Here is a 21,905-nt window from a genome sequence, read left to right as displayed (position 1 = left end):
GTGAAACCACTCAGGTAAGAATCGTTGCTCCGAGAGGTATCAAAAGGGTGGAGTGAAACCACTCAAGAAAGCTGTCCCCTCGAGAGGGACGATTTCCATGATTTCCAAGTTAACCCCTCAAACCGGGTCATGGACGATCCGCGAGGTGCGGGTGATTTGCCTGGAGGCCCTAAAGTTCTCCATCTAAAAATTCCCGGATCAACGGCCAGAAGCTCTCATCCAGATGCAGGTCGTTGTGGCCTCGCTCAGCGAGTGTTTCGAATTGCACAGTTCCTTCATAGTTTGCAAGCAATGCCCGGGATCGTTCCTTAGGAACGATCTCGTCGTTGTCTCCCGCGATGGCGAGAAGGGGGGCAGAGGTATCATTGATTCGGGATAAAGAGTCAAATTCATGCTGTAACAACCATGAAACCGGCAGAAACGGGAACTGCAGGCGCGCCACTTCCGTAAATGTATCAAACGCAGAGACGAAGACTAAACCGTCCACCTCGCGTTCGCTTGCCACTTTTGTGGCTACGCCTGTGCCCAGGCTCCTGCCCATCAGCACGGTGGAAGTAATCTCACCTTCTAATTGATCCCGAATTTCATCATAGATGGTGAGCGCGTCGGCATACAATACCTCTTCTCCGGGGCTGCCTTCACTCATGCCGTATCCCCGATAATTAACGAGCAGCACCGACCAGTCTTCCAAATGCGCAGACATTTCCGGGATCTGCATGGAAAGTTCTTCGGCGTTGCCGCCATAATAAATGAGCAACTGTGTGTCTTCGCTTTCCCTTTGCTGCGGATGTAAAAGCCAACCATGTAATCGTTCATCATCTTTACTTTGAAAAGATACTTCTTCCACATGGTCGTTTTGATCGATCACTTGTTGAGCGTCCGACGGACTGAGCGATGGCTGATGGAAGATTAATCGTTCCTGTAAAGCATACAACAGACCGATAAATAAAGCAGCGACGAGTACCACGATGCCTAACCTCCGAAACCATATTTTCCAGTTCACAGTGTTCACCCCGTCATTGGCATGGGACCTTTTCTGCTATTTTCATAGCAGGATCTCAATCTGTCAATCGATGATCGTATTTACATTGGTCTTGACGTTTGATATCGTATACTTCACTAAAGCTTGGGAGAGTTGAATATGCGCAATTTGCTCATTCAGCATGATTTAGTTCCCCTCGTGATTAATAGTAACGAACGTGCCCGTTACATTTCCTTTCTGGCAGAGCAAGATACGCCAGGATTGACCCGGTTTATTCAAGCCACTTTGGAAGAAGAAAGGGGACGTCTCCAGCGCTTTCAGAATGCCGATGAGCAACAAGCGGGATCTGACGACTCGGTCTTTCGCAAAAGTTGACATGACCCTTTGTACCAAGTATAATCATAAGTAATTGAACATGTTGCACTCAAGCAGAAGCGCCCGCTTCTCACCTGATTGACGCCTTCGGGTTGTTAACTGGTACGCAATCGAACGGATCGTATGGGATAAGTGGGTGTCGTGTGCTTAAGCGACGCTCACTTTTTATGTGTGCAGAGCTTTGTTGTGCGCATGTTGCAATAAAAAGTCGACACGTCACTATGGGTTTATTTTTGCTTTCTTTAGCAGATAAGAAAGTATAACTTTCTTATCATGCATAAGTGCAACTAAGGCTTTCGCCAGGCTTGGCGATAAGCCAAGTTTTCTTTACCACAAATCTAATGGAGGTGGCTCTTTATTCGTAAGGATATGAAGCTTAATGACGGGATTCGCGCCCGCGAGGTTCGACTCATTGACGCGAATGGGGAACAAGTGGGGATTAAATCGAAACGGGAAGCGCTGGAACGTGCGGAACAAGCTGAACTGGATCTCGTTCTCGTCGCGCCAAATGCCAACCCGCCGGTCTGCCGTATCATGGATTATGGGAAATATCGATATGAGCAGCAAAAGAAAGAGCGGGAAGCGCGTAAGAAACAAAAAGTCATCAATGTTAAGGAAGTGCGTTTGAGCCCGAATATTGAAGAACATGATTTCAATACGAAGCTTCGTAATGCACGCAAGTTTTTGTCAAAAGGTGACAAGGTAAAAGCAGCGATTCGTTTCCGCGGTCGCGCCATTACGCATTCATCCATCGGCCGCGAGTTATTGGAGCGTCTGGCAGAAGAATGTGAGGATGTCGGAGCGGTCGAAACAAAACCGAAAATGGAAGGGCGCAGCATGTTTGTGATGCTTGCTCCCAAACCAGATAAGGATAAGAAGAAATCGTAGTAAGGAGGAGTTCATCATGCCGAAAATGAAAACACATCGTGGAGCAGCCAAGCGTTTTAAGCGTACAGGCAGTGGCAAGTTGAAGCGTGATCATGCATTTACCAGTCACTTGGCACGTAATCAAACGCAAAAACAAAAGCGTCAGTTGCGAAAAGACTCAGTTATGGACAAAAGCGACCAAAAGCGTGTAGAACCCATGCTCCCATATAAGAAAAAGTGAAACAAACGTAAATGAATAGGAGGGATCGACGATGCCTAGAGTTAAAGGTGGTACAGTCGCCCGCAATCGTCGCAAAAAGGTTTTAAAACTGGCCAAAGGATATTATGGTTCGAAACATCGCCTGTTTCGTACAGCTCAGCAACAAGTGAGAAAATCACTTCAGTATGCCTACCGTGACCGCCGTCAGCGCAAGCGTGATTTCCGTAAATTATGGATTACACGAATTAATGCAGCGGCACGCTTGAACGGCCTTTCCTACAGCCGCCTCATGCACGGATTGAAACAAGCGGACATTAACATCAACCGTAAAATGCTCGCCGACCTGGCTGTAAATGATAAAGATGCTTTTGCAGACCTCGCGGAAAAAGCTAAAGCGGAACTGAACTAAAAAGAAGCGCGGACCCTGAATCGGGGTTCGCGTTTTTTGGCAGATAAGAAAATATAAAACTTTCTTATCATGCATAAGTGCAACTAAGGCTTTCGCCATGCTTGGCGATAAGCCAAGTTTTCTTTATAGGTCTTGCATGGCATTCGATGGCAAAGCTGTAACTTTTGATACATATTCTGGATACATGTAATGGCGATCTTTTCACCCCCTGGCCTTCGTTAAATGAGGGCGGCTCACTAGGGATTCCTACCTGTCCCAGTCTATCGTAGGGGCAAAATAGCCGAACGATCGATACGGACAAATCAACAATATGATCGGGCGTTCATTCGGCCAAATGAAAGGGCTGAGTAGCAAAAAGTGTCCGAATGAGAGATCCATACGGACACAACCGGGTTCGATCGGCAAGAAAATGTCCGAAATAGGGGTTTATTTAGACAAATCGACTGTGCGAGCGGTAAAAATTGTCCGAAAAAAGCTCCATACATGAGGACTGTCAAGAACAAAAAATTTTTATATAACGGGTTGCATAAAATCCAATACTGTTATATATTAAATACATAAGTTATTTACTGTGATAATACAGAATTGAGGAGAGGAGAATGAAGGCATGGCACAACCATCATTCCAACAGCAGGTGGATGAATTAAACAGACAATGGGAAACGGAGGAACGTTGGCAGGGAGTGGAGCGTCCGTATTCAGCCGAAGATGTGGTTCGCTTACGCGGTTCCCTTCAGATTGAACACACGTTGGCACGAAAAGGCGCGGAGAAACTTTGGGACAGTTTGAAAAATGAACCTTACGTCAATTCATTAGGTGCCCTTACCGGAAACCAGGCAGTGCAACAAGTGAAAGCCGGATTGAATGCCATTTACTTGAGCGGCTGGCAAGTGGCGGCCGATGCCAATCTCGCCGGTGAAATGTATCCGGATCAAAGCCTTTATCCGGCGAATTCCGTCCCGAACGTCGTGAAACGGATCAATAATGCCCTCATGCGCGCCGATCAAATTCAGCATATGGAAGACGAAGGCGATATCGATTATTTTGCCCCCATCGTTGCCGATGCGGAAGCAGGGTTCGGCGGTCAGCTCAATGTTTTTGAACTTATGAAAGCGATGATCGAGGCCGGTGCTGCCGGGGTCCATCTCGAGGATCAACTGGCATCGGAAAAGAAATGCGGCCATCTTGGCGGTAAAGTGCTGATTCCAACTCAAAATGCAGTAAGAAACCTCGTCTCTGCCCGGCTAGCCGCTGATGTATCGGGCGTGCCAACGCTGTTGCTCGCCCGTACAGACGCGGATGCCGCCGATTTGATCACGAATGACGTAGACCCGGCCGATGCCGAGTTTATTACCGGTGAACGCACGGATGAAGGCTTTTACCGCACGAACGCCGGCATCGACCAGGCGATTGCACGCGGATTGGCGTATGCGCCTTATGCCGATTTAATCTGGTGCGAAACGTCCACGCCGAATTTGGAAGAAGCGCAAAAGTTTGCCGATGCCATTCACGAAAAATATCCGGAGCAAATGCTTGCCTACAACTGTTCACCATCTTTTAACTGGGAAGGCAATCTGGATAAAGACACGATCGAAACGTTCCAGCAAGAGATCGCCAAAATGGGTTACAAATTTCAATTCGTCACCCTTGCCGGTTTCCATGCCCTTAACCACAGCATGTTCCAACTTGCCCGCGGGTACAAGGAAAGAGGCATGGGCGCATATTCTGAATTGCAACAAGCAGAGTTTGCCGCGGAAAAAGACGGCTATACCGCTACGCGTCATCAAAGAGAAGTGGGAACCGGTTACTTTGACCAGGTCGCACAAACGATTACGAGTGGAACATCCTCGACGACCGCGCTTTCTGGCTCAACGGAATCAGCTCAATTTCAAAGCTGAAATAAAGAAAAGAGGAGTCGGTGCACAAAGCACTGGCTCCTCTTTGTGTAATATAACAGAAAAAAGTGACTCCATGTGTGGAGTCACTTTAAATTATTCGTGATTGTCACGCATGCATTTTTGACACTGTGTAAAATACGCGTATGGCACCTCGCTTAGCACTTCTCCGCAATCATGGCAAGTCCGTGGTTCTGTTGACGTCGGGGGATAAACAGCGTTCGTCGTGTCCTCGATGATGTTCGTGTACTTCATATGGAAACCCTCCACTTATTGTGTATTGGCATTATTGTAATACAACAGATATATAAAATCAATATCTGTTGTATAAAATTCAAGAAAAATTTTTATGCCCACTAAAAAACCCACCGCTAGAGGCGGTGGGGATGTGAGGACTTATCAATTAGCGATCATAAGCATTCAGTGCATTGACTCCGTGTGCAAGAGCTGAGCCTGCTTTCAGAGCGGTGGCTACGAAAATGATTTCTGCCAACTCTTCTTTACTCGCGCCTTCTTTATTGGCCGCTTTTGTGTGGAGCTCAATGCAATAGGGGCAACCGGTCGTGTGAGCGACAGCGACCGCGATGAGCTCGCCTTCTTTTTTGCTCATCGTTGACGGGCGTAGAGCTTGTCCATCAAAGTCAACAAAGGAGCTGAACATCTCCGGCTGCAGTTTGGAGAATTCGCCGAGCCGGTCAAAGTATTGCCGTTTGAAAAGCGTCTCGTCTTCAACCCCATCATAAGCATTTAAGGCGTTTACGCCATGGGCTATGGCGGAACCTGCTTTTAGAGCGGTACCAATCAGGATCGCCTCACTCATTTCTTCCTTGTTGCCGCCTGCCTCCTTCAAATTGGTCACGTGCAGTTCGATGCAATAGGGACATCCGGTAACGTGGGCAACGGCCACGGCTGCCAGCTCTTTAACCTTAAGGGAAAGGGAGCCATGTTTCATAACACCCTCGTTAAAGGTCATAAACTCCCTGAACATATCCGGAGCCAAGTCGGAAAACTCGTTGAGTCTGGAAAAATAGGAGCGTTCGAATAAGCTTTCACTCATGTACAAATCCCTGCCTTTTTGTCATTATTTTTTTATTTTATCATTTTTCCCTTCATTTTTCGAATAATTTGTAATAGAATGGAGATCACATATCAGATAACTGACAAGTGAGAGGGGCAGGCGATGAACATTCAAAAGATTCCCACGCGCAAGATTTCGGAACAGGTCGCCGAACAACTGGAGCAATCGATTATGAACGGTCGTCTTTCCGCGGGGGAAAAACTGCAATCGGTACGGGAGCTTACCGAGCAATTCGAGGTCGGTCGTTCCGCGGTGCGTGATGCGATCGCAGTTTTAAAGGGAAAAGGCATGGTGAAAGTCGTGCAGGGAGAAGGGACGTATGTTTGTGATTCCCGTCACTGGGAGACGTTTGGCGCTTTTCCGTTGACTGATGCCAAATCGATTCAGGACTTGTATATGGTCCGCAAAATGATGGAAATCGGCATCGCGGAACAAGCAGCATTAAAACGGGAACAAGAACAACTGGCCGAGATGGAGGATGCAATGCTTGCTTTTGAAAAAGGCAGGGAAGCGGATTACCAGTTTCATATGGCACTCGCGCGAGCGACGGATAATGACATACTTGTGCAATTAATGGAAAGCGTTTCAAAAAATATGAAGGATGCGCTCATGGACTGTCATCGCATGATCGCTGCGGATATGGAAGCTGCCGTAGCCATTCAAAATCAACATCGCGCCATTTATGAAACGGTCAAAAACCAGCATGTAGACGGGGCGAGCGCAGCGATGAAAGAACATCTCCAGTTTGTGGAAGAGCTTTTGCAAAGGGGTGACATTCGTGCACAATCAGACACTTGGTAATCGAGCTCGAGACTATGTATCTCCTGAATCGCCTGAAGAAGTTGCTGAAACTTTACGGCAAGCGAACGAAACAGGGCAAACGGTTATTCCGGTCGGCGGGGGGACTAAACAAGGATTTGGCGGAGAAGGGGGTGAGGCTGACCTTTTATTATCAACCGCAAACCTTGCGGAAGTAATCGAGTACTCACCCGGAGACATGACCATTACCGTTCAGGCGGGGGCGACAATACAAACGATTATCGATGCCGTTCGCGAACATAATCAGATGGTACCACTCGATCCCTCTTTTCCCGCCCAGGCGACGATCGGCGGGGTGATCGCGGCCAATGACAGCGGTCCGAAACGGATGTTATACGGCTCCGCGCGTGATCATGTCATCGGTCTTCATGTCGCGCATTCGAATGGAGAGATCCTGCGTTCGGGCGGGAAAGTCGTCAAAAACGTCGCCGGCTATGACATGAATAAATTGTTCATTGGGTCGATGGGAACGCTCGGCGTTATAACGGAAGTCACGTTGAAGTTACGCCCGCTTCCGAAGGATCAAAGCATGTGTGTATTGACATTTCCGGAAGGGGTTGAATCTGCTGTTAAACCTTTTATAACGGAATTGCTCGATACTCATCTTGAACCGGTTACTTTGGAATATATGAATCCAAGCCTCACAAATGCCCTCTTGAATAAAGAGGGATACAGCTTGCTGATTACTTTTGAAGACGTGCAAAAAGCGGTGCAGTATCAGGAAAAATGGGTATATGACCATGTGCCGGTGGGGGCGGAACTTACGGTTTTCCGGGAAGAAGAGGTCGATGATTTTTGGCGAACGTTTGCCCATTTTTCCATAGATGACGATGAGACTGTCGTGCATGTAAAAATGGGCAGTAAAAATTTGCAAGTGCTTGAACGTGTGGAAAATTGCAGCCGGTTACAACAATGGCGGGATCTGCAAGTCTTTGCCCACGGTGGCGCAGGCCATGGCATTAGCAGAGCCTATGTCAAAGGAGAAGAAGGCGCCGTGCAATCTTTCGTGCAAGACTTGCGAAAGGTGTGTGAGGAAGACGGGGGCTATGCGATCCTTACCCACGCGCCGCTTGCTTTTAGAAAGACCATCGGTGTCTGGGGGACGAAACCGTCTTATTTTTCCCTGCTTGAAGGGATCAAAAAGCAGCTGGATCCGCAGGCGATTTTAAATCCAAGAAGATTTGTGGGAGGGATATAAGATGACGACGGAACCGAGTCTGGCAAATTTGGTTGTGAAAAAAAATGAACCGCCGGTGGGCAATTATTTGTGGGAAGATCCGCCTGACGAAGATAAGTTCTCGGCGTGTGTGCATTGCGGTTTGTGTCTGGAGGCGTGTCCGACTTATCAGGAGCTCGGACATGAACATCAGTCTCCCCGCGGGCGCATTCACTCGATTGTGGCTGTTGCGGAAGGGAAGATCGACATTAACGAAGCGTTTGAGGATCCGATGTTTACGTGCCTGGATTGCCGCGCTTGTGAAACAGCGTGTCCGGCGGGGGTGCAAGTGGGCGCTTTGATTGAAGAGGCCCGTGGGCAAGTCCGGCAAGCGAGGCCCTTGAAAGGCTGGCAAGGCTTGGTGAGCCGCTTTTTCCTGCGCGGGGTGTTTCCGCATACGAAGCGCTTACACACGTTAGGGATGTTGACGAAAATCTACCAAAAAAGTGGCGCGCAGACGGTCGTTCGCAAGAGTGGAGCGAAGAAAGTTTTGCCTGATCACCTCGGAGCGATGGAAGCGATTATGCCGGACGTTGGACGCCCGGTTTTGAAAACCCATCCGGAACGAATTCCAGCCGAAGGCGAGCAAAAGGGCAGCGTATCGATGTTTACGGGCTGCATCATGGATGTTATGTACAGCGATGTTAACGAGGCGACGGTGCGGGTGTTAACGAAGAATGGCCACAGCGTTGAGATGCCGAAGCAGCAACAATGTTGTGGTGCTCTCCACGTGCATGCCGGCGATCGGGAGATGGGCAAAAAGCTCGCACGTGAAAATATCGATACGTTTCTCGAGGCGGATGCCGATCATGTTGTGGTGAATGCGGCCGGGTGCGGCTGTGCCTTGCGGGAGTATCCGGAGCTTTTGCAAAATGATGATGAATACCGCGAAAAAGCCGAACGGTTTGCCGAGAAAGTCCTGGATGTATCCAAATATTTATATGATTATGGCTACAGAGCGCCAGAAGCGGAGCTGCGAAAACGGGTGACGTATCACGATGCGTGCCACCTCGCGCACGGCCAGGGGGTTTGGGATGAACCGCGGGACTTGTTGGAGGACATTCCGGGCGTAGAGATGGTTCCCTTGCCAAATGCGGACCGTTGTTGCGGGAGCGCGGGTATTTATAACATTACCCATCCTGATATGGCCGGTCGTCTCCTGGATCGCAAAATTGAGGAAGTACCGGACGATGTGGAAATGATTTCGATGGGGAACCCCGGCTGTATGTTGCAAATGGCAATGGGCGTCATGAATCACGGCCGTGATGAGGCGATTGTCCATACGATGCAACTGCTCGATTGGGCTTATCAATTGGAAGGGGGCGAGACTGATGACTGAGAAAGCGGAAATGGTTGAGGAAATGATCCGCCAACTTGGAGACGATGCGGTGCTTCACCGTAAGGAAGATTTGCTGACGTATGAATGTGACGGTCTGACCGTCTATCGTGGGATGCCGCTCGCGGTGGTTTTTCCGTCATCGACCGAAGAAGTGTCCGGCGTGGTAAAATGGCTGCATGAACATGAAATTCCTTTTATCCCCCGCGGGGCCGGTACCGGGCTAAGTGGTGGGGCAACACCATTCGGCGGTGAAGTCATCATTAGCCTCGTGCGCATGAAGCGGTTGCTCGACGTCGATTACGACAACCGGGAAGCGGTCGTGCAACCCGGCTATATTAATCTTACACTCACCAACTCGATCACGCATAAAGGGTTCTATTATGCGCCTGATCCTTCCAGCCAGGCCTGTTGCACGATTGGCGGAAACGTAGCCGAAAATGCGGGTGGCGCCCATTGTTTAAAGTACGGCGTGACGACGAATCACGTTCTTGGTTTGGAAGTGGTCTTGCATAATGGTGAAATCGTAGAAATTGGCGGAGTCCCGGATGCACCCGGATACGATTTAATGGGGCTTGTAACCGGTTCCGAAGGCACGCTCGGCATTGTCACCTCCATTACCGTTCGTATTCTCAAAAATCCGGAAGCGGAAGAAACGGCGATGGCGTATTTTGATTCCGTGGAAGATGCCAGTTACGCGGTGTCGGGTATTATCGCAGCCGGTATTGTTCCGGCAGCGATTGAAATGATGGATGAAATCGCGATACAAGGGGTGGAGCGAGCAACCAATCCGGTCGGCCACCCGGAAGGGTCCAAAGCGGTGCTCATCATGGAAGTAGATGGAATCGCCACCGGTATTGAAGAGCAAATCGAGGAGATGGTGAGCGTCTGCGAGCGGCACAATGTCGTCGATATAAAAGTAGCCAAAAACGATCGCGAACGCGGGCGCTGGTGGGCGAATCGCAAGACGGCTTTCGGAGCCATGGGTGCGATTTCCCCGGCTTATCTCGTGCAGGACGGGGTGATCCCACGCAGTCGTCTGTCGGAGGTGTTGGCGCACATTGCTGATATCAGTGCGGAGTCGGGATTAAGAATAGCCAATGTTTTTCATGCCGGCGATGGTAATCTTCATCCGCTCATCTTGTTCGACGCCCGCAACGAAGGAGAAACAGACCTTGCCTTGGACGTAGGGTCGCGAACGCTTGAAGCCTGTACAGCCGTCGGCGGCTCGATTACTGGTGAGCACGGCGTCGGCATTGAAAAAAAAGAGGATATGCGCCTGGTGTTCAGCGACGAAGAAATCGAGCGGCAAATCACGGTGCGATCGGTGTTTAACCCGCACAATTTGTTGAACCTGGATAAACAATTTCCAAAACCCGCGCGTTGCGGAGAAGTGAAGCAGGCGGTGGGCAGCGGAGAAGCCCATCAAGTGGCCGAACAGCGGTAATAAAAAAGCGCAATGGCCCCAGTCTTAGCGTGGGGCCATTGCGCTTTTAATGTGTTTTCGTCTAGAATCGTTACAGGTTACACAAACATCGACCACAGATTTAGGAAAAAGTCCTCGAGGCGGTCGAAGCGAGTCTATACTTCACTAGACGGTACGACATTTGTCAGGAAGCTGGTATTCATATGGCAGCGAAAGAGAAAGAACAGCAAGGTCAGAGAATCAAGATTTTGGATCAAATGCGCGGATTTGCTTTATTAACCATATTTTTAGTAAATATACCCGGACTTGCCGGGACAGCCGTCGAAGGCCAAGCGGCTATCAATGAAAATTTACAGAAATTTATTTCCATTTTACTCCAGGATAGCGCGCGACCGTTGTTCGCGTTCATGTTTGGCATTAGTCTGATCCTCATTTATGACAAATTACGGGAAAAGGACATGAATCCCTATCCCACGTTATTACGTAGAATGTTTATCCTATTTATGGTGGGCGTCATTCATGGGTATTTCATCTGGGCGGGAGACATCTTGATGATGTATGCCGCGGCCGGTTTTGTGCTGTTATTATTTGTAAAATGGCCGGTGAGATGGTTGTTGGCAACGGCACTCTTTTTTTGGTTGGGATACGCGGTAGGGATGGATTTTCTCAGCGCCTATACAGGGTATAACCTTGAGCCGGGAGATTGGTTCATAGATCTGTTTGGCCCCTTTGAATATCTAACGGGCCTGGAGTATATGCTTGGAGAATTTGATTCCATGCTGGATCATTTGGGTTATTTTCTGTTCGGCATGTACGCCTATCGCGTGGGCCTATTTTCAATGGCAGTGAAACGGAGAAAACCCCTTTGGGTCATGTCATTCATTTTTCTTGTGGTCGGATTGGCAGGAAAAACAGGTCTTCATTATGACGTCGACGCCCTTTTCCTGAATCATCTGGATAATTTTTATCCGTTTGTTGTGGCGCTGGGGGCGGCTCTTGGCATTATCCTGGCGGGGACGAGCAAAACGGTGATAGCACATGCCCTCGTGCCCTTTGACGCCATCGGTAAAATGACGTTTACCCATTATCTTATGCAGTCGCTTGTGTTCGTAAGTCTGTTTACGCTTAGCGGAAGTACGATTTTTGATGGACTCGGCATATGGACGGAACCCAGCTATCTTTTTGCTCTGAGTATAGGTATCCTTTTCTTTATCTTACAGATCATCGTTAGCTATCTATGGTTGCAAAAGTTCTATTATGGTCCGTTTGAATGGCTTTGGCGGATGGGAACCTATGCCAGAAGCGTTACACTAAAGAAGTAAACGCAAAGAGTGTCTCCGACGGAAGACACTCTTCATTAATGGCTATTAATTCCGCACCGTCGGTTTTTGATCCGGCCCCAGCAAATTTCCAGACTTTGAAACCTTCCAAAAAAGATCTTGATTTACCGAAAAAACGCGTTAAAAGCCCAGCCATTAATAACGGAACGAGGATACCGGCCAGGCCATGTGTAAGAGCGACTTGAGCTCCGACAGAGTGAATGAATTCATCAAACGGCATGCTTCCCAAAGCGGCCATAACGCTTTCCTGTCCTTCTAAACCAGAACCGACGCCGACTAGAATCGGTGTCCCGACGGCACCGAACGAAACAGGGCTGCTTTGGATCACGAGGGCAACCATAACAGCGGCCATGGCAGGGAATCCAATCGCAACGAGCAAGGGAGCGGCTACGACCGCAGGGGTTCCGAATCCGGAGGCTCCTTCGATAAAACAACCGAACAGCCAGGCGATAATAATCGCCTGAATTCTCCGGTCCGGAGAAATACTCGTAAAACTGGCGCGGATCGTTTGCAGGGCGCCGCTTTCTTTAAGCGTATTCAGGAGGAGAAGCGCTCCAAACACGATAAATAAGATTTCCAACGCGAGGACAATGCCATGGATAACGGCCGCGCTTACTTGCGCGACTTCCGCCCCCCAGATGACGATAGCAATTAAAGCCGTTAAGACGAGAGCGATCGGCATCGCTGCTTTAGCAGACCACCTTAACAATACGATCAGGAAAAATATTAATATAATTGGGAACAATGCTAAAAGAGTCATCACCCATAAGTCCATCGGTGAAAAACCTCCTCGTTTTTATGTTTTCATGCAACGCGCTCATTGTTCACCCCCTTTAACAGCGCTTACAAAACAGAGTTACTCTATTAATGCATTATTGCCTGAAAATTGTCAACCCTCTGTATGTTGTTTACCACGGTTCCGTCAAAGTCCAAATATATTCGCGGATATCCGAGGGAACGGAGATCGCCCCGACCTTTATGACACTTGAAGCGCGTTGCCATACCTCAAAGGCAGGGCATCTCACTCCGAGAGGGCCAAGAAGCGTGTTGTTATACCCCAAAGGCAGGGTATCTCACTCCGAGAGGGACCAGAAGCGTGTTGTTATACCTTAAAGGCAGGGTATCTCACTCCGAGAGGGACCAGAATCGTGTTGTTATACCCCAAAAGCAGGGTATCTCACTCCGAGAGGGACCAGAAGCGCGTTGTTATACCCCAAAGGCAGGGCATCTCACTCCGAGAGGGACCAAGAAGCACGTTGTCATCCTTCGAACGACGGGGATCGAACCAATCCGAGAGGGCGATGTGATCTCCCTCGGGCTCGTCTTAGAAAGGCGATTTTTATTTCCCTTAAAAATCGTTTTACTTTGACTTTACCTTGTATGTTGTTCACGGAAATAGTTTTCCGACGTCTGTGCGAAAGCACGCGCGGCGCGTGACATGTACGTATTTTTCTTCCAAATCACTCCCAACTCCAGGTTAATCGGCGCATCATGTAACGGCACGGTCGTTAATGTCGATGCCGTAATCTCACTCGCGATTTGGCGGGGAAGTAAGGCGACACCAAGATTAGCAGCGACCATTTCCAGCATGAAATCTTTTTGGGTGCTTTCGCACACGACTTGCGGGTAGAAACCATTTTTGAGGCATTCCTCCATGATCGCATCATGCAGGGAAAAATCACTGTGATATAAAACCATGGGTTCATTTTCCAACATCGAGACCGGTATGTTTGTATGGCCGCTCAGCGGATGATTACGGTGGGCAACGAGCACGAGCGGATCCTGCAAAATTTGCGTCACTTCAAAACTGTCTTTTTGATACGGAATATTACAGATAAAACCGATGTCCAGGGAGCCGTCGTCGATGCCCTGCTTGATGCGTTTACTGCCGACTTCCGTTAAGCTCAAGTCAACAGCGGGGTATTGTTCCTTGAATTCGCTGATGAGCCTGGCGATAAAAGCCGCGCCGATAATCGGCGGGATCCCGATTTTTACCTCTCCTTTTTTCAATTCCATGACGTCTGAAAGTTCTGAGGTTAAATGCTGAAAAGAATCCAGCACGTGCTTCGTATTTATGAGCACGGCTTTTCCGGCATCCGTTAATTGTAATTGTTTCGAGGAGCGGTGAAATAAAGGCACGTCCAGTTCATCTTCCAGGTTTTTGATCGCTTTGCTCAAGGATGGTTGGGAGACGTGCAAAGCGGCAGCTGCTTTTGTAAAACTGTGGCGTTTGGCGACTTCGGTAAAATATTGTAACTGTCGGATGTCCATAAGATCACCCACCTTATAACTAAATGGCATATTATACATTCCAAATATGTATTTTTATCTATTGTACTCCTGTTATATAATAGATACAAGCGGAATTTATCTATATGGAGGTGCTGGAGCAATAATGAGTAAAAAAATCGGAAATCTTACCGTGGACGCATCGCTCTATGAATTTATTAATCAGGAAGCCCTTGTCGATAGCGGCTTGACAGCAGAGCAATTTTGGGCAGACTTTGAACAGCTGATTCACGATTTTTCGGGACGAAACGCTGCCCTCTTACAAAAACGCGAGGACATACAGGAAAAATTGGATCAGTGGCATAAGAATAAGCAAACGCATGATGCAACGGAATATCAATCTTTTCTACACGAGATCGGGTATTTGGAAACAGAAGTGGATGATTTTAAAATTACAACCGAGCATGTGGACCCTGAAGTTGCCCGGCAACCCGGGCCACAACTTGTCGTGCCGGTTAAAAATGCCCGCTATGCTTTAAACGCGGCTAATGCCCGTTGGGGTAGTTTGTATGACGCGCTTTACGGCAGTGATGTGATTTCGGAAGAAAACGGTGCGGAGCAGGGAGATTCCTATAACCCTGTTCGGGGTGAAAAAGTCGTTGCGTACGCGAAGACATGGCTGGATGACGTCCTCACGTTGACGGAAGGCTCACATAAAGAGGTCAAGCAGTACAAAGTCGTTGCCGGAGCGCTCCAGGTAGATTTAGGTGGCAAAACCGCCAGCCTTCACTTTGGTGACAAGCTCATCGGCTATCAGGGAGACGCGGAAAAACCGGAAGCGATTCTGTTCGAAAATAACGGCTTGCACTTTGAGATTCAGATCGACCCCGGTCATCCGATTGGGCATAGGGACGCGGCCGGTGTCAAGGATGTGCTCGTGGAGTCCGCGATCACGACGATCATTGATTGTGAAGACTCGGTCGCGGCGGTGGATGCTGAAGATAAGGTGGACGTATACCGCAATTGGCTCGGCCTTATGAACGGTACATTAACGAAGACGTTCGAAAAAGAGGGCAAAACTGTGACGAGAAAGCTGAACCCGGATCGCGCGTATACAGCGCCTTCGGGAGAAACGCTCACCCTGCACGGCCGTTCTCTCATGTTCATCCGGAACGTCGGCCATTTAATGACGAGTGAAGCGATTTTGGATCAGAACGGCCAACCGATCCCCGAAGGGATCCTCGATGCGGTGGTTACGAGTTTGATTGCCAAGCAGGACGTGCTCGGAAACGGGAAATACCGGAATTCCGCGGAAGGGTCGATTTACATCGTTAAGCCGAAAATGCACGGTTCGGAAGAAGTGGCGTTTACGAATGATTTGTTCAACCGCGTGGAAGATATGCTCGGATTGCAACGCCACGCTATTAAAGTCGGGGTCATGGATGAAGAGCGGCGCACATCGCTTAACCTGAAAAACTGTATTTATGAAGCCAGGGAACGGATTATTTTCATTAATACAGGGTTTTTGGATCGTACCGGGGATGAAATTCATACGTCCATGGAACTCGGTCCGATGATCCGCAAAAATGAGATGAAAACGTCTCGTTGGTTGCAGGCGTATGAAGATGCCAACGTAAGCATCGGTGTGAAGCAAGGGTTTCGCGACCGGGCGCAAATCGGCAAAGGCATGTGGGCGATGCCGAACTTGATGAAAGCAATGATGGAGCAAAAAGACGGGCAACTAAAAGCGGGCGCGAACACGGCCTGGGTACCGTCTCCGACCGCGGCCACGCTCCACGCTCTCCATTATCATGACATCAATGTCTCCCGCGTTCAGGAGGAAATCACGCATGGAAACTATCGCGCAAAGATGTTGGAGATTCCGGTGGATCACGTGCAGAATTGGAGCGAAGAGGAAATCCAGGTGGAACTGGACAACAACGCCCAGGGCATGCTCGGCTATGTCGTTCGCTGGGTGGAACAGGGCGTAGGCAGTTCGACAGTTCCCGATATTAACGATGTCGGATTGATGGAAGATCGTGCGACCTTAAGAATATCAAGCCAGCACATAACCAATTGGCTTCATCACGGGATTGTGAGCGAACAACAAGTGCTCGACACCCTGAAGCGCATGGCCAAAGTCGTTGACGGGCAAAACGCCGGTGACCCGGACTATCGACCGATGGCCCCTGATTATGACAACTCCGTCGCTTTTCAGGCAGGATGTGACCTCGTGTTCAAGGGAAAAGAACAACCGAGCGGCTATACCGAACCGATTCTGCATCGCCGCCGCCAGGAAGCAAAAGCGAAACAATCCGATCGGTAAATTAAAAGCCAGCACCCGTGCGGGTGCTGGTGTTCACTTTCGTTTTTTGATCAGTTCCCTGATGGGACTTTGCCATTCCACCTCAGCGTGGGGGTAGCGGTCGTTGATTTCTTTTTCGATAAACATGAAGTCATTGTATTGTAATCCCTCGAGCTTTTCCGTTCGTTTTGGGCTCATGGAGATTTTTATGACTTCAAATGCGTTTTCCGTGGATCCGACGTGTTTTTCCCCTTCAAACATCGCGCCTTTATAAGTGAGAAAAAAATTTTTGCGGGTGTTTTCCATATCGTCATGCATGAAAAATTCATTATTTCGGTGCGCGCTTTCCAGCTTTCGTAGTGGATCACGTACATAACGAATGCCTGTATATACAAGAATCAAAAGGGCGACCAGCACGAGCAATTGCAGCAACAGGGCAGCCATTTTCCCATCCCCCCTCATTTTCTATACGTAGACGAGTGACCGATCATTTTAACATTTATCCTTAACTTCATTATAGCGCTTTACCCGCTTTTACGGCAATGGAAACAGGCTGTCTTGTTTGTGAAATGGCGAAAATGAGCGTATACTGCAACTGAGACTACATAGGTCAGGAGGAAAAAAGTGACACAATTGGATCCAACACAAACGATGTTAAAGGCATTGACAGACGCGAACGGTGTGCCCGGGAATGAACGGGAACCGCGCGAGGTGATGGAAAAGTACATCTCCCCGTTCGCAACCGAAGTCTCCACCGACAATCTTGGTAGCCTCATTGCGAAAAAAACCGGTAAAGAGGGTGGGCCGAAAGTCATGGTCGCCGGCCACCTTGATGAAGTAGGGTTTATGGTAACACAAATCGATGACGAAGGTTTTTTGAAGTTTCAAACACTTGGTGGCTGGTGGGAACAAGTCATGCTCGCGCAACGCGTGAATGTGCTCACTAAAGAGGGCAACATCATTGGCGTGATCGGTTCCAAACCGCCCCATGTCCTCTCTGCCGAGCAGCGTAAAAAGCTGGTTGAAAAGAAAGAGATGTTCATCGACATCGGGGCAAACGACAAAGAAGAGGCAGAAAGCTTTGGCGTTCGTCCGGGGGATTCCATCGTGCCCGTGTGTGATTTTGACGTCATGAAAAATGAAAAGTTTATGATGGCGAAAGCCTGGGATAATCGGATCGGGTGCGCGATAGCCATCGAAGTGTTGAGAAAGTTGGAGGGAAAAGACCATCCGAATGTCGTTTACGGTGTAGGGACGGTGCAGGAAGAAGTTGGTTTAAGAGGGGCGCGCACATCAGCGCACGCGATAAAACCGGATATTGGCCTCTCTGTTGACGTTGGCATTGCCGGTGATACACCCGGGATTAGCAAAGACGAGGCTAGGGCGGACGCCGGCCATGGCCCGCAAATCCTCGTTTATGATGCTTCGCTGATTTCCCACAAAGGGTTGCGCGATTTCGTCGTGAACACAGCCGAGGAGATTGGCATTCCGTATCAGTTTGACGCGATGGCTGCCGGCGGGACAGACGGAGGCGCCATTCAATTAACCGCGGATGGTGTCCCTGCTCTTTCAATTAATATAGCAACTCGTTACATTCATACGAGTGCCGGTATTTTACATCGCGATGATTTCGAGCATGCCGTCGATTTGATCGTGGCGGTTATTGAAAAGCTGGATGCCGACACGGTGGAAAAAATCATTGAGCAATAATAGACTTGCAAAACGTCCCCGAATGCCTGGCAGCGGGGACGTTTTCGACTGCAAATGCGGCCTGTGCGGAGGAATTATTCAGTATGTTAACTAGAGAAGACATCTTCAAGCACGTCAAAGAAACTTACGGCACATTACCTGATTATCCGTTTAAGCAATTTCCAAACTTTGCTGCTTTGAGACATACATCCAACCGAAAATGGTATGGTCTTGTGATGAATGTACTCCCAGAAAAGTTAGGATTGGATGGGAATGAAGAAATAGATATTCTGAATTTAAAATGTCCTCCAGAATTAATCGGAGGCTTAAGAAACGGAAAAAATATTCTACCTGGGTATCATATGGACAAGGAACATTGGCTTTCACTTGTTTTAGATCGCACCGAGCCAGAAGAAGAAATTTATAACTTAATTGAGCAAAGCTTTAATTTAACCAAGTAAAAAAGAGTTGTTCCGATTACGAGTGGCGCACGGCGAAATATTTCGTAAAATTTTGGACACATCGCTTTCCCTCATTTAGAAGACGATGTGCTCATTGCTGCCTTCACTGCAAACATGGATGAAGCTGTTCGATCGGGGCGCGAAGTGCTCGAGAAAATTAATCCGTCGATGGTGACTATGTTACAATTACAAAAGTTAAGGTGGAAGGTGTTTAATAATGGTTGGAGTAGAAATTAATATGATTGCAACAGACAGCTTGCGAGCGTTGGAGTTATACGAAAAGATATTTGAGATCGAGCGTGTTGAGGTTACAGATTTTCCGAAAGGGGAAAATGAAGTTATTTTCACCCTATACGGCGTGCGTTTTCACATGTTGGATGAAAACCCGGAATTTGGGTTGAAAGCACCCAGTGTAGATGACCCTAAAACAATTTCGTTTAATGTTATGGTTACTGACATTAAAGAAACATTTTCAAAAGCGATCTCCCTCGGTTGCATTGAGATGCAAGGGGTGACTGACTTGCCAGATTACGGTGTTTCAAATGCCATTTTTATCGACCCCTTCGGCTATGTATGGTTACTCCATCAAGTCCACTGAACTCTTTGATGAAGAAGATTCCATTTAAAATTGAGATGCCAGGATTCAGATATGGTATTGTACTCCGTGGAAATTGATGAAAGTGGAGATGAAAATCACGAATGTACTGAGTCGATTAAGTGTTACGGACAAATCCACTGGATGATCGGTGAAAACTGTCCGAATAGAACTCTCATTCGGACAAAAAGAAGGGGCTGACCAGCAAACATTGTCCAAATGGGAAGATCATTCGGACACAACCAGGATCGATTGGCAAAAAAATGTCCGAAAGAGGGTTTATACATTGTCCCGCAGACGATACGCTGATGCAACCTCTCATCTTCAAAAGTACCGGCTCTCTAACAACCCGATAAATTCAACAAACCATCAGAGGGAGAAAAAGACGCCCTCTGATGGAAGTTTTACTTCACTGAACGCCGTGTGCAATTTGATCGATGATTTCTTGCTTTTCCTCCTGGTCAACTTCGTTCCAGTATACCTCGAACAAGACGCCCAGGCCGGGTAACATTTTTTCCTCGCCGCTATTCACGGCATCGACGATCGTTGCCTCGATTTGGGAAGAATCGCTTCCGGATACGTTGTCCAGAATCGCATTTCTCAGGTTAAAATTCATATGAACTCCTCCTATGGATGACATTCGCTTTTTTAGGTTGAGAAATGCTATTCTCTTTTATACATACCATTTAAATGAGGGATCAGTGACGTGATTACTTCGAGAAATAATGCCTTGATAAAAAACATAAAAAAACTGCAGCAAAAGAAATACCGGCTCAGGGAAAGCCGCTTTCTGATCGAAGGTGTTCACTTAATCGAAGAGGCGCTAGCCGCCGATGTCGGCATTGACATGCTCGTCAAAAGTGAAGAGGCTCCGCTACTTCCTTTTGACATCGGGGAGCACCGTGTCGTGGAAGTAGAGGCCTCGGTGTTCACGACACTCTCCGAGACGCAAACGCCACAAGGGTGGTTAGCCGTTTGTAAGATGCCGACGGATACGCCGATGATAGAGGGGGACGTTTTACTGCTCGATGGATTAAGCGATCCCGGCAATGTCGGTACGATCATTCGCACTGCGGAAGCGGCTGGCATGGCCGGGATCTATGTGAGTGAAGATACTGTGGACCTTTACAACGACAAGGTGATACGGGCTACGCAAGGCGCCCTGTTTCATATTCCGGTTGTAGCGGGTAACTTGAAAACGATCGTTTTTTCCTTGCAGGAAAAAGGAATACCAGTCTATAGCACTGCTGCCCATGCTGAATGTTCTTATCAGGACGTTCAGCCCCGGCAGGCATACGCTTTGCTGCTCGGCAATGAGGCGCAAGGCCTCTCCTCGGAGTTAGCGAATATAACCGACCAAACCGTCTCGATCCCCATTTTCGGTAAAACAGAATCGTTAAACGTGGCGGTCGCCGCGGGCGTATTGATGTACGGATGGCTGAATCAGAGGGAGGAACAAAGATGATTTTTTCAGAAACAGCTTTGCAAAATGAACATGTGCTCATTACAGGTGCCACCGGCGGGATCGGTTACGAAACGGCAAAAGTAATCGCGTCGATGGGAGCTTCAGTAACGATTACGGGAAGAAATGAGAACAAGCTCGCTGATTTACGCAAAGAAATGGAAGAAGTCACAGATAAAATCTGCGTGCACCCTACGGATATCACTTCAGATGAGGCTCGTCGCGCGCTTGTGGAAGCGGCGACGGACAAGCTCGGCTTTATCTCCGGACTGGTTAATTCGGCAGGGGTTGCTGGAAATATGAAAGTAGAAGAGATGGACGAGAGCTTTCTCGAGGAACTTATGGATTTAAATTATTATTCGGCGGTGATGCTGAGTAAACAGGTATACAAAAAGATGATCGAAAACGAGCGGGGAGCGATCGTGAATGTTTCTTCCCTGTCAGGGTTGCGGGGAACATTTGCCAATACGTCATACGCGGGCAGTAAATTTGCGCTGATTGGCTTCACCCAGTCGTTCGCAGTTGAAGCAATCGAGCAAGGCATTCGCGTTAACGCGGTTTCTCCCGGATTTGTAAACACAGAGATGGGCAGGCAGGCGATTCAACGAAAAGCCTCCCGGAATAATCGCCCCTTTGATGAGCAAATGGAGGATGTGAAAGCAGGATTACCTTCCGGGCGCATTACGGAGCCTGAAGAAGTGGCGAACACCATTGCCTTTTTGCTTACGGATGCCGCGAGGAATATCGTCGGCGAAAGCGTGAAAATCTCCGGCGGGAGTGTGATGAGATGATTCTTTTATATGTTTGCATTCATGATTGAAAGGGAAACGCAATCTATAGCACAAGAAATAACAAAGGAGGTTTCCGATTATGGCTATGGCCGATATATCGATCGTTCCCATCGTGGAAGAAAAAAATCAAAGCTTAGGCGAAGAAGTCGCAGCCATACACGAAGAGCTGGAGAAGCACAAGGATAAAGTGCGTTACGAGCTAACCCCGATGAGCACAGTCATCGAAGGCGACATTGATGATTTATTTAGCGTCATTCAAGCGCTTCACAAAGTACCCGTGGAGCGCGGCTGGACAAGAATTTCCACTGATATTCGCATCGATGACCGACGGGATGGCGAAGGCCATACGATGGAAGAGAAAAAAGCTCGCGTCGACAAGTTTAAAAACTAGGCGCGGAAGGCGAACGGGTA

Annotated in this window: 24 protein-coding genes; 17 read left to right on the top strand and 7 right to left on the bottom strand. The window is 48.4% G+C overall.

Annotated features, from left to right (window positions below; genetic code table 11):
* Window positions 1-169: 169 nt before the first annotated feature.
* Complete coding sequence (locus BLS58_RS05970; RefSeq protein ID WP_143018873.1) at window positions 170-1,003, bottom strand: alpha/beta hydrolase; 834 nt, start codon at window positions 1,001-1,003, stop codon at window positions 170-172.
* Window positions 1,004-1,141: 138 nt separating this feature from the next.
* Between BLS58_RS05970 and BLS58_RS05965 the strand changes: the two genes are divergently transcribed.
* The 5 genes from BLS58_RS05965 (at window position 1,142) to aceA (ending at window position 4,750) form a co-directional block, all read left to right on the top strand.
* Window positions 1,142-1,357 carry a hypothetical protein gene (locus BLS58_RS05965; protein ID WP_090396984.1) on the top strand — a complete coding sequence of 72 codons (216 nt, stop codon included), beginning with the start codon at window positions 1,142-1,144 and terminating at the stop codon, window positions 1,355-1,357.
* Window positions 1,358-1,726: 369 nt separating this feature from the next.
* Complete coding sequence (infC, locus tag BLS58_RS05960) at window positions 1,727-2,245, top strand: translation initiation factor IF-3 (RefSeq protein ID WP_090396982.1); 519 nt, start codon at window positions 1,727-1,729, stop codon at window positions 2,243-2,245.
* A 16-nt stretch (window positions 2,246-2,261) separates the two neighbouring features.
* Window positions 2,262-2,465, top strand: coding sequence for a 50S ribosomal protein L35 (rpmI, locus tag BLS58_RS05955; RefSeq protein ID WP_090396980.1), 204 nt, complete (start codon window positions 2,262-2,264; stop codon window positions 2,463-2,465).
* A gap of 31 nt (window positions 2,466-2,496) precedes the next feature.
* Complete coding sequence (rplT, locus tag BLS58_RS05950) at window positions 2,497-2,853, top strand: 50S ribosomal protein L20 (protein ID WP_090396977.1); 357 nt, start codon at window positions 2,497-2,499, stop codon at window positions 2,851-2,853.
* A gap of 607 nt (window positions 2,854-3,460) precedes the next feature.
* Window positions 3,461-4,750 (top strand): isocitrate lyase, encoded by a 1,290-nt coding sequence (gene aceA, locus BLS58_RS05945; RefSeq protein WP_090396975.1) that lies wholly within the window; start codon window positions 3,461-3,463, stop codon window positions 4,748-4,750.
* 93 nt (window positions 4,751-4,843) lie between these two features.
* Here aceA and yhfH read toward each other — a convergent pair whose 3' ends face one another.
* Together yhfH and BLS58_RS05940 are read right to left on the bottom strand one after the other, a co-directional pair.
* Window positions 4,844-5,002 (bottom strand): protein YhfH, encoded by a 159-nt coding sequence (gene yhfH, locus BLS58_RS17195; protein ID WP_143018872.1) that lies wholly within the window; start codon window positions 5,000-5,002, stop codon window positions 4,844-4,846.
* A gap of 148 nt (window positions 5,003-5,150) precedes the next feature.
* Entirely contained in the window at window positions 5,151-5,804 is a 654-nt protein-coding gene (locus tag BLS58_RS05940; RefSeq protein WP_090396973.1) for a carboxymuconolactone decarboxylase family protein, read from the bottom strand.
* 123 nt (window positions 5,805-5,927) lie between these two features.
* On the opposite strand from BLS58_RS05940, the gene BLS58_RS05935 reads away from it, so the two are divergent.
* The 5 genes from BLS58_RS05935 to BLS58_RS05915 all read left to right on the top strand — a co-directional run bounded on the left by BLS58_RS05935 (window position 5,928) and on the right by BLS58_RS05915 (window position 11,944).
* Window positions 5,928-6,626: a FadR/GntR family transcriptional regulator gene (locus BLS58_RS05935; protein ID WP_090396971.1), complete on the top strand. Its 699-nt coding sequence runs from the start codon at window positions 5,928-5,930 to the stop codon at window positions 6,624-6,626.
* The gene (locus tag BLS58_RS05930; RefSeq protein ID WP_176764633.1) at window positions 6,604-7,842 is read left to right on the top strand and encodes an FAD-binding oxidoreductase; all 1,239 of its coding nucleotides are present in this window, start codon (window positions 6,604-6,606) and stop codon (window positions 7,840-7,842) included. Before BLS58_RS05935 ends, BLS58_RS05930 begins: the two co-directional genes overlap by 23 nt.
* Window position 7,843: 1 nt before the next feature.
* A complete protein-coding gene (locus BLS58_RS05925) occupies window positions 7,844-9,199 on the top strand; it encodes a (Fe-S)-binding protein (protein ID WP_090396967.1) in 1,356 nt (451 codons plus the stop codon).
* Entirely contained in the window at window positions 9,192-10,643 is a 1,452-nt protein-coding gene (locus BLS58_RS05920) for an FAD-linked oxidase C-terminal domain-containing protein (protein WP_090396965.1), read from the top strand. Before BLS58_RS05925 ends, BLS58_RS05920 begins: the two co-directional genes overlap by 8 nt.
* Window positions 10,644-10,825: 182 nt before the next feature.
* A complete protein-coding gene (locus tag BLS58_RS05915) occupies window positions 10,826-11,944 on the top strand; it encodes a DUF418 domain-containing protein (protein ID WP_090396963.1) in 1,119 nt (372 codons plus the stop codon).
* Here BLS58_RS05915 and BLS58_RS05910 read toward each other — a convergent pair.
* The gene (locus BLS58_RS05910; RefSeq protein ID WP_090396961.1) at window positions 11,928-12,737 is read right to left on the bottom strand and encodes an L-lactate permease; all 810 of its coding nucleotides are present in this window, start codon (window positions 12,735-12,737) and stop codon (window positions 11,928-11,930) included. The genes BLS58_RS05915 and BLS58_RS05910 overlap by 17 nt on opposite strands.
* Before the next feature lie 596 nt (window positions 12,738-13,333).
* Window positions 13,334-14,233 carry a LysR family transcriptional regulator gene (locus BLS58_RS05900; protein ID WP_090396956.1) on the bottom strand — a complete coding sequence of 300 codons (900 nt, stop codon included), beginning with the start codon at window positions 14,231-14,233 and terminating at the stop codon, window positions 13,334-13,336.
* Window positions 14,234-14,357: 124 nt separating this feature from the next.
* Between BLS58_RS05900 and BLS58_RS05895 the strand changes: the two genes are divergently transcribed.
* On the top strand, window positions 14,358-16,517 hold the full coding sequence (locus BLS58_RS05895) for a malate synthase G (protein ID WP_090396954.1): 2,160 nt from the start codon (window positions 14,358-14,360) through the stop codon (window positions 16,515-16,517).
* Window positions 16,518-16,550: 33 nt separating this feature from the next.
* Here BLS58_RS05895 and BLS58_RS05890 read toward each other — a convergent pair whose 3' ends face one another.
* Window positions 16,551-16,940 (bottom strand): sigma-w pathway protein ysdB, encoded by a 390-nt coding sequence (locus BLS58_RS05890; protein ID WP_090396952.1) that lies wholly within the window; start codon window positions 16,938-16,940, stop codon window positions 16,551-16,553.
* Window positions 16,941-17,120: 180 nt separating this feature from the next.
* Here BLS58_RS05890 and BLS58_RS05885 point away from each other — a divergent pair, with 180 nt between their 5' ends.
* From BLS58_RS05885 to BLS58_RS05875, 3 genes are all read left to right on the top strand, one after another.
* Window positions 17,121-18,206, top strand: a complete 1,086-nt coding sequence (locus BLS58_RS05885; RefSeq protein ID WP_090396949.1) for a M42 family metallopeptidase — start codon at window positions 17,121-17,123, stop codon at window positions 18,204-18,206.
* A gap of 83 nt (window positions 18,207-18,289) precedes the next feature.
* Window positions 18,290-18,646, top strand: coding sequence for an MmcQ/YjbR family DNA-binding protein (locus tag BLS58_RS05880; RefSeq protein WP_090396946.1), 357 nt, complete (start codon window positions 18,290-18,292; stop codon window positions 18,644-18,646).
* A 217-nt stretch (window positions 18,647-18,863) separates the two neighbouring features.
* Window positions 18,864-19,244 carry a VOC family protein gene (locus BLS58_RS05875; RefSeq protein WP_090396944.1) on the top strand — a complete coding sequence of 127 codons (381 nt, stop codon included), beginning with the start codon at window positions 18,864-18,866 and terminating at the stop codon, window positions 19,242-19,244.
* Window positions 19,245-19,650: 406 nt separating this feature from the next.
* Here the strand turns inward: BLS58_RS05875 and sspI are convergent, their stop codons facing one another.
* Window positions 19,651-19,857 carry a small acid-soluble spore protein SspI gene (gene sspI / locus BLS58_RS05870; protein ID WP_090396942.1) on the bottom strand — a complete coding sequence of 69 codons (207 nt, stop codon included), beginning with the start codon at window positions 19,855-19,857 and terminating at the stop codon, window positions 19,651-19,653.
* 114 nt (window positions 19,858-19,971) lie between these two features.
* On the opposite strand from sspI, the gene BLS58_RS05865 reads away from it, so the two are divergent.
* From BLS58_RS05865 to BLS58_RS05855, 3 genes are all read left to right on the top strand, one after another.
* Window positions 19,972-20,706, top strand: coding sequence for a TrmH family RNA methyltransferase (locus BLS58_RS05865; protein WP_143018871.1), 735 nt, complete (start codon window positions 19,972-19,974; stop codon window positions 20,704-20,706).
* Window positions 20,703-21,494, top strand: coding sequence for an SDR family NAD(P)-dependent oxidoreductase (locus BLS58_RS05860; RefSeq protein ID WP_090396938.1), 792 nt, complete (start codon window positions 20,703-20,705; stop codon window positions 21,492-21,494). The genes BLS58_RS05865 and BLS58_RS05860 overlap by 4 nt, the downstream gene beginning before the upstream one ends.
* A gap of 79 nt (window positions 21,495-21,573) precedes the next feature.
* On the top strand, window positions 21,574-21,885 hold the full coding sequence (locus BLS58_RS05855; RefSeq protein ID WP_090396936.1) for an MTH1187 family thiamine-binding protein: 312 nt from the start codon (window positions 21,574-21,576) through the stop codon (window positions 21,883-21,885).
* The last annotated feature ends 20 nt before the right edge of the window (window positions 21,886-21,905 follow it).

It is taken from the genome of Natribacillus halophilus (assembly GCF_900100185.1).
GTDB lineage: Bacteria > Bacillota > Bacilli > Bacillales > Marinococcaceae > Natribacillus > Natribacillus halophilus.
Note: the sequence above shows the minus strand (reverse complement) of the source record. Positions and strands in the feature narration are given on the sequence as shown.

Excerpts from the sequence above, each read along its gene's own strand:
- BLS58_RS05965 (WP_090396984.1), top strand. The coding sequence starts at position 1,142 with ATGCGCAATTTGCTCATTCAGCATGATTTAGTTCCCCTCGTGATTAAT.
- infC (WP_090396982.1), top strand. The coding sequence starts at position 1,727 with ATGAAGCTTAATGACGGGATTCGCGCCCGCGAGGTTCGACTCATTGAC.
- rpmI (WP_090396980.1), top strand. The coding sequence starts at position 2,262 with ATGCCGAAAATGAAAACACATCGTGGAGCAGCCAAGCGTTTTAAGCGT.
- rplT (WP_090396977.1), top strand. The coding sequence starts at position 2,497 with ATGCCTAGAGTTAAAGGTGGTACAGTCGCCCGCAATCGTCGCAAAAAG.
- aceA (WP_090396975.1), top strand. The coding sequence starts at position 3,461 with ATGGCACAACCATCATTCCAACAGCAGGTGGATGAATTAAACAGACAA.
- yhfH (WP_143018872.1), bottom strand. The coding sequence starts at position 5,002 with ATGAAGTACACGAACATCATCGAGGACACGACGAACGCTGTTTATCCC.
- BLS58_RS05940 (WP_090396973.1), bottom strand. The coding sequence starts at position 5,804 with ATGAGTGAAAGCTTATTCGAACGCTCCTATTTTTCCAGACTCAACGAG.
- BLS58_RS05935 (WP_090396971.1), top strand. The coding sequence starts at position 5,928 with ATGAACATTCAAAAGATTCCCACGCGCAAGATTTCGGAACAGGTCGCC.
- BLS58_RS05925 (WP_090396967.1), top strand. The coding sequence starts at position 7,844 with ATGACGACGGAACCGAGTCTGGCAAATTTGGTTGTGAAAAAAAATGAA.
- BLS58_RS05920 (WP_090396965.1), top strand. The coding sequence starts at position 9,192 with ATGACTGAGAAAGCGGAAATGGTTGAGGAAATGATCCGCCAACTTGGA.
- BLS58_RS05915 (WP_090396963.1), top strand. The coding sequence starts at position 10,826 with ATGGCAGCGAAAGAGAAAGAACAGCAAGGTCAGAGAATCAAGATTTTG.
- BLS58_RS05910 (WP_090396961.1), bottom strand. The coding sequence starts at position 12,737 with ATGGACTTATGGGTGATGACTCTTTTAGCATTGTTCCCAATTATATTA.
- BLS58_RS05900 (WP_090396956.1), bottom strand. The coding sequence starts at position 14,233 with ATGGACATCCGACAGTTACAATATTTTACCGAAGTCGCCAAACGCCAC.
- BLS58_RS05895 (WP_090396954.1), top strand. The coding sequence starts at position 14,358 with ATGAGTAAAAAAATCGGAAATCTTACCGTGGACGCATCGCTCTATGAA.
- BLS58_RS05890 (WP_090396952.1), bottom strand. The coding sequence starts at position 16,940 with ATGGCTGCCCTGTTGCTGCAATTGCTCGTGCTGGTCGCCCTTTTGATT.
- BLS58_RS05880 (WP_090396946.1), top strand. The coding sequence starts at position 18,290 with ATGTTAACTAGAGAAGACATCTTCAAGCACGTCAAAGAAACTTACGGC.
- BLS58_RS05875 (WP_090396944.1), top strand. The coding sequence starts at position 18,864 with ATGGTTGGAGTAGAAATTAATATGATTGCAACAGACAGCTTGCGAGCG.
- sspI (WP_090396942.1), bottom strand. The coding sequence starts at position 19,857 with ATGAATTTTAACCTGAGAAATGCGATTCTGGACAACGTATCCGGAAGC.
- BLS58_RS05860 (WP_090396938.1), top strand. The coding sequence starts at position 20,703 with ATGATTTTTTCAGAAACAGCTTTGCAAAATGAACATGTGCTCATTACA.
- BLS58_RS05855 (WP_090396936.1), top strand. The coding sequence starts at position 21,574 with ATGGCTATGGCCGATATATCGATCGTTCCCATCGTGGAAGAAAAAAAT.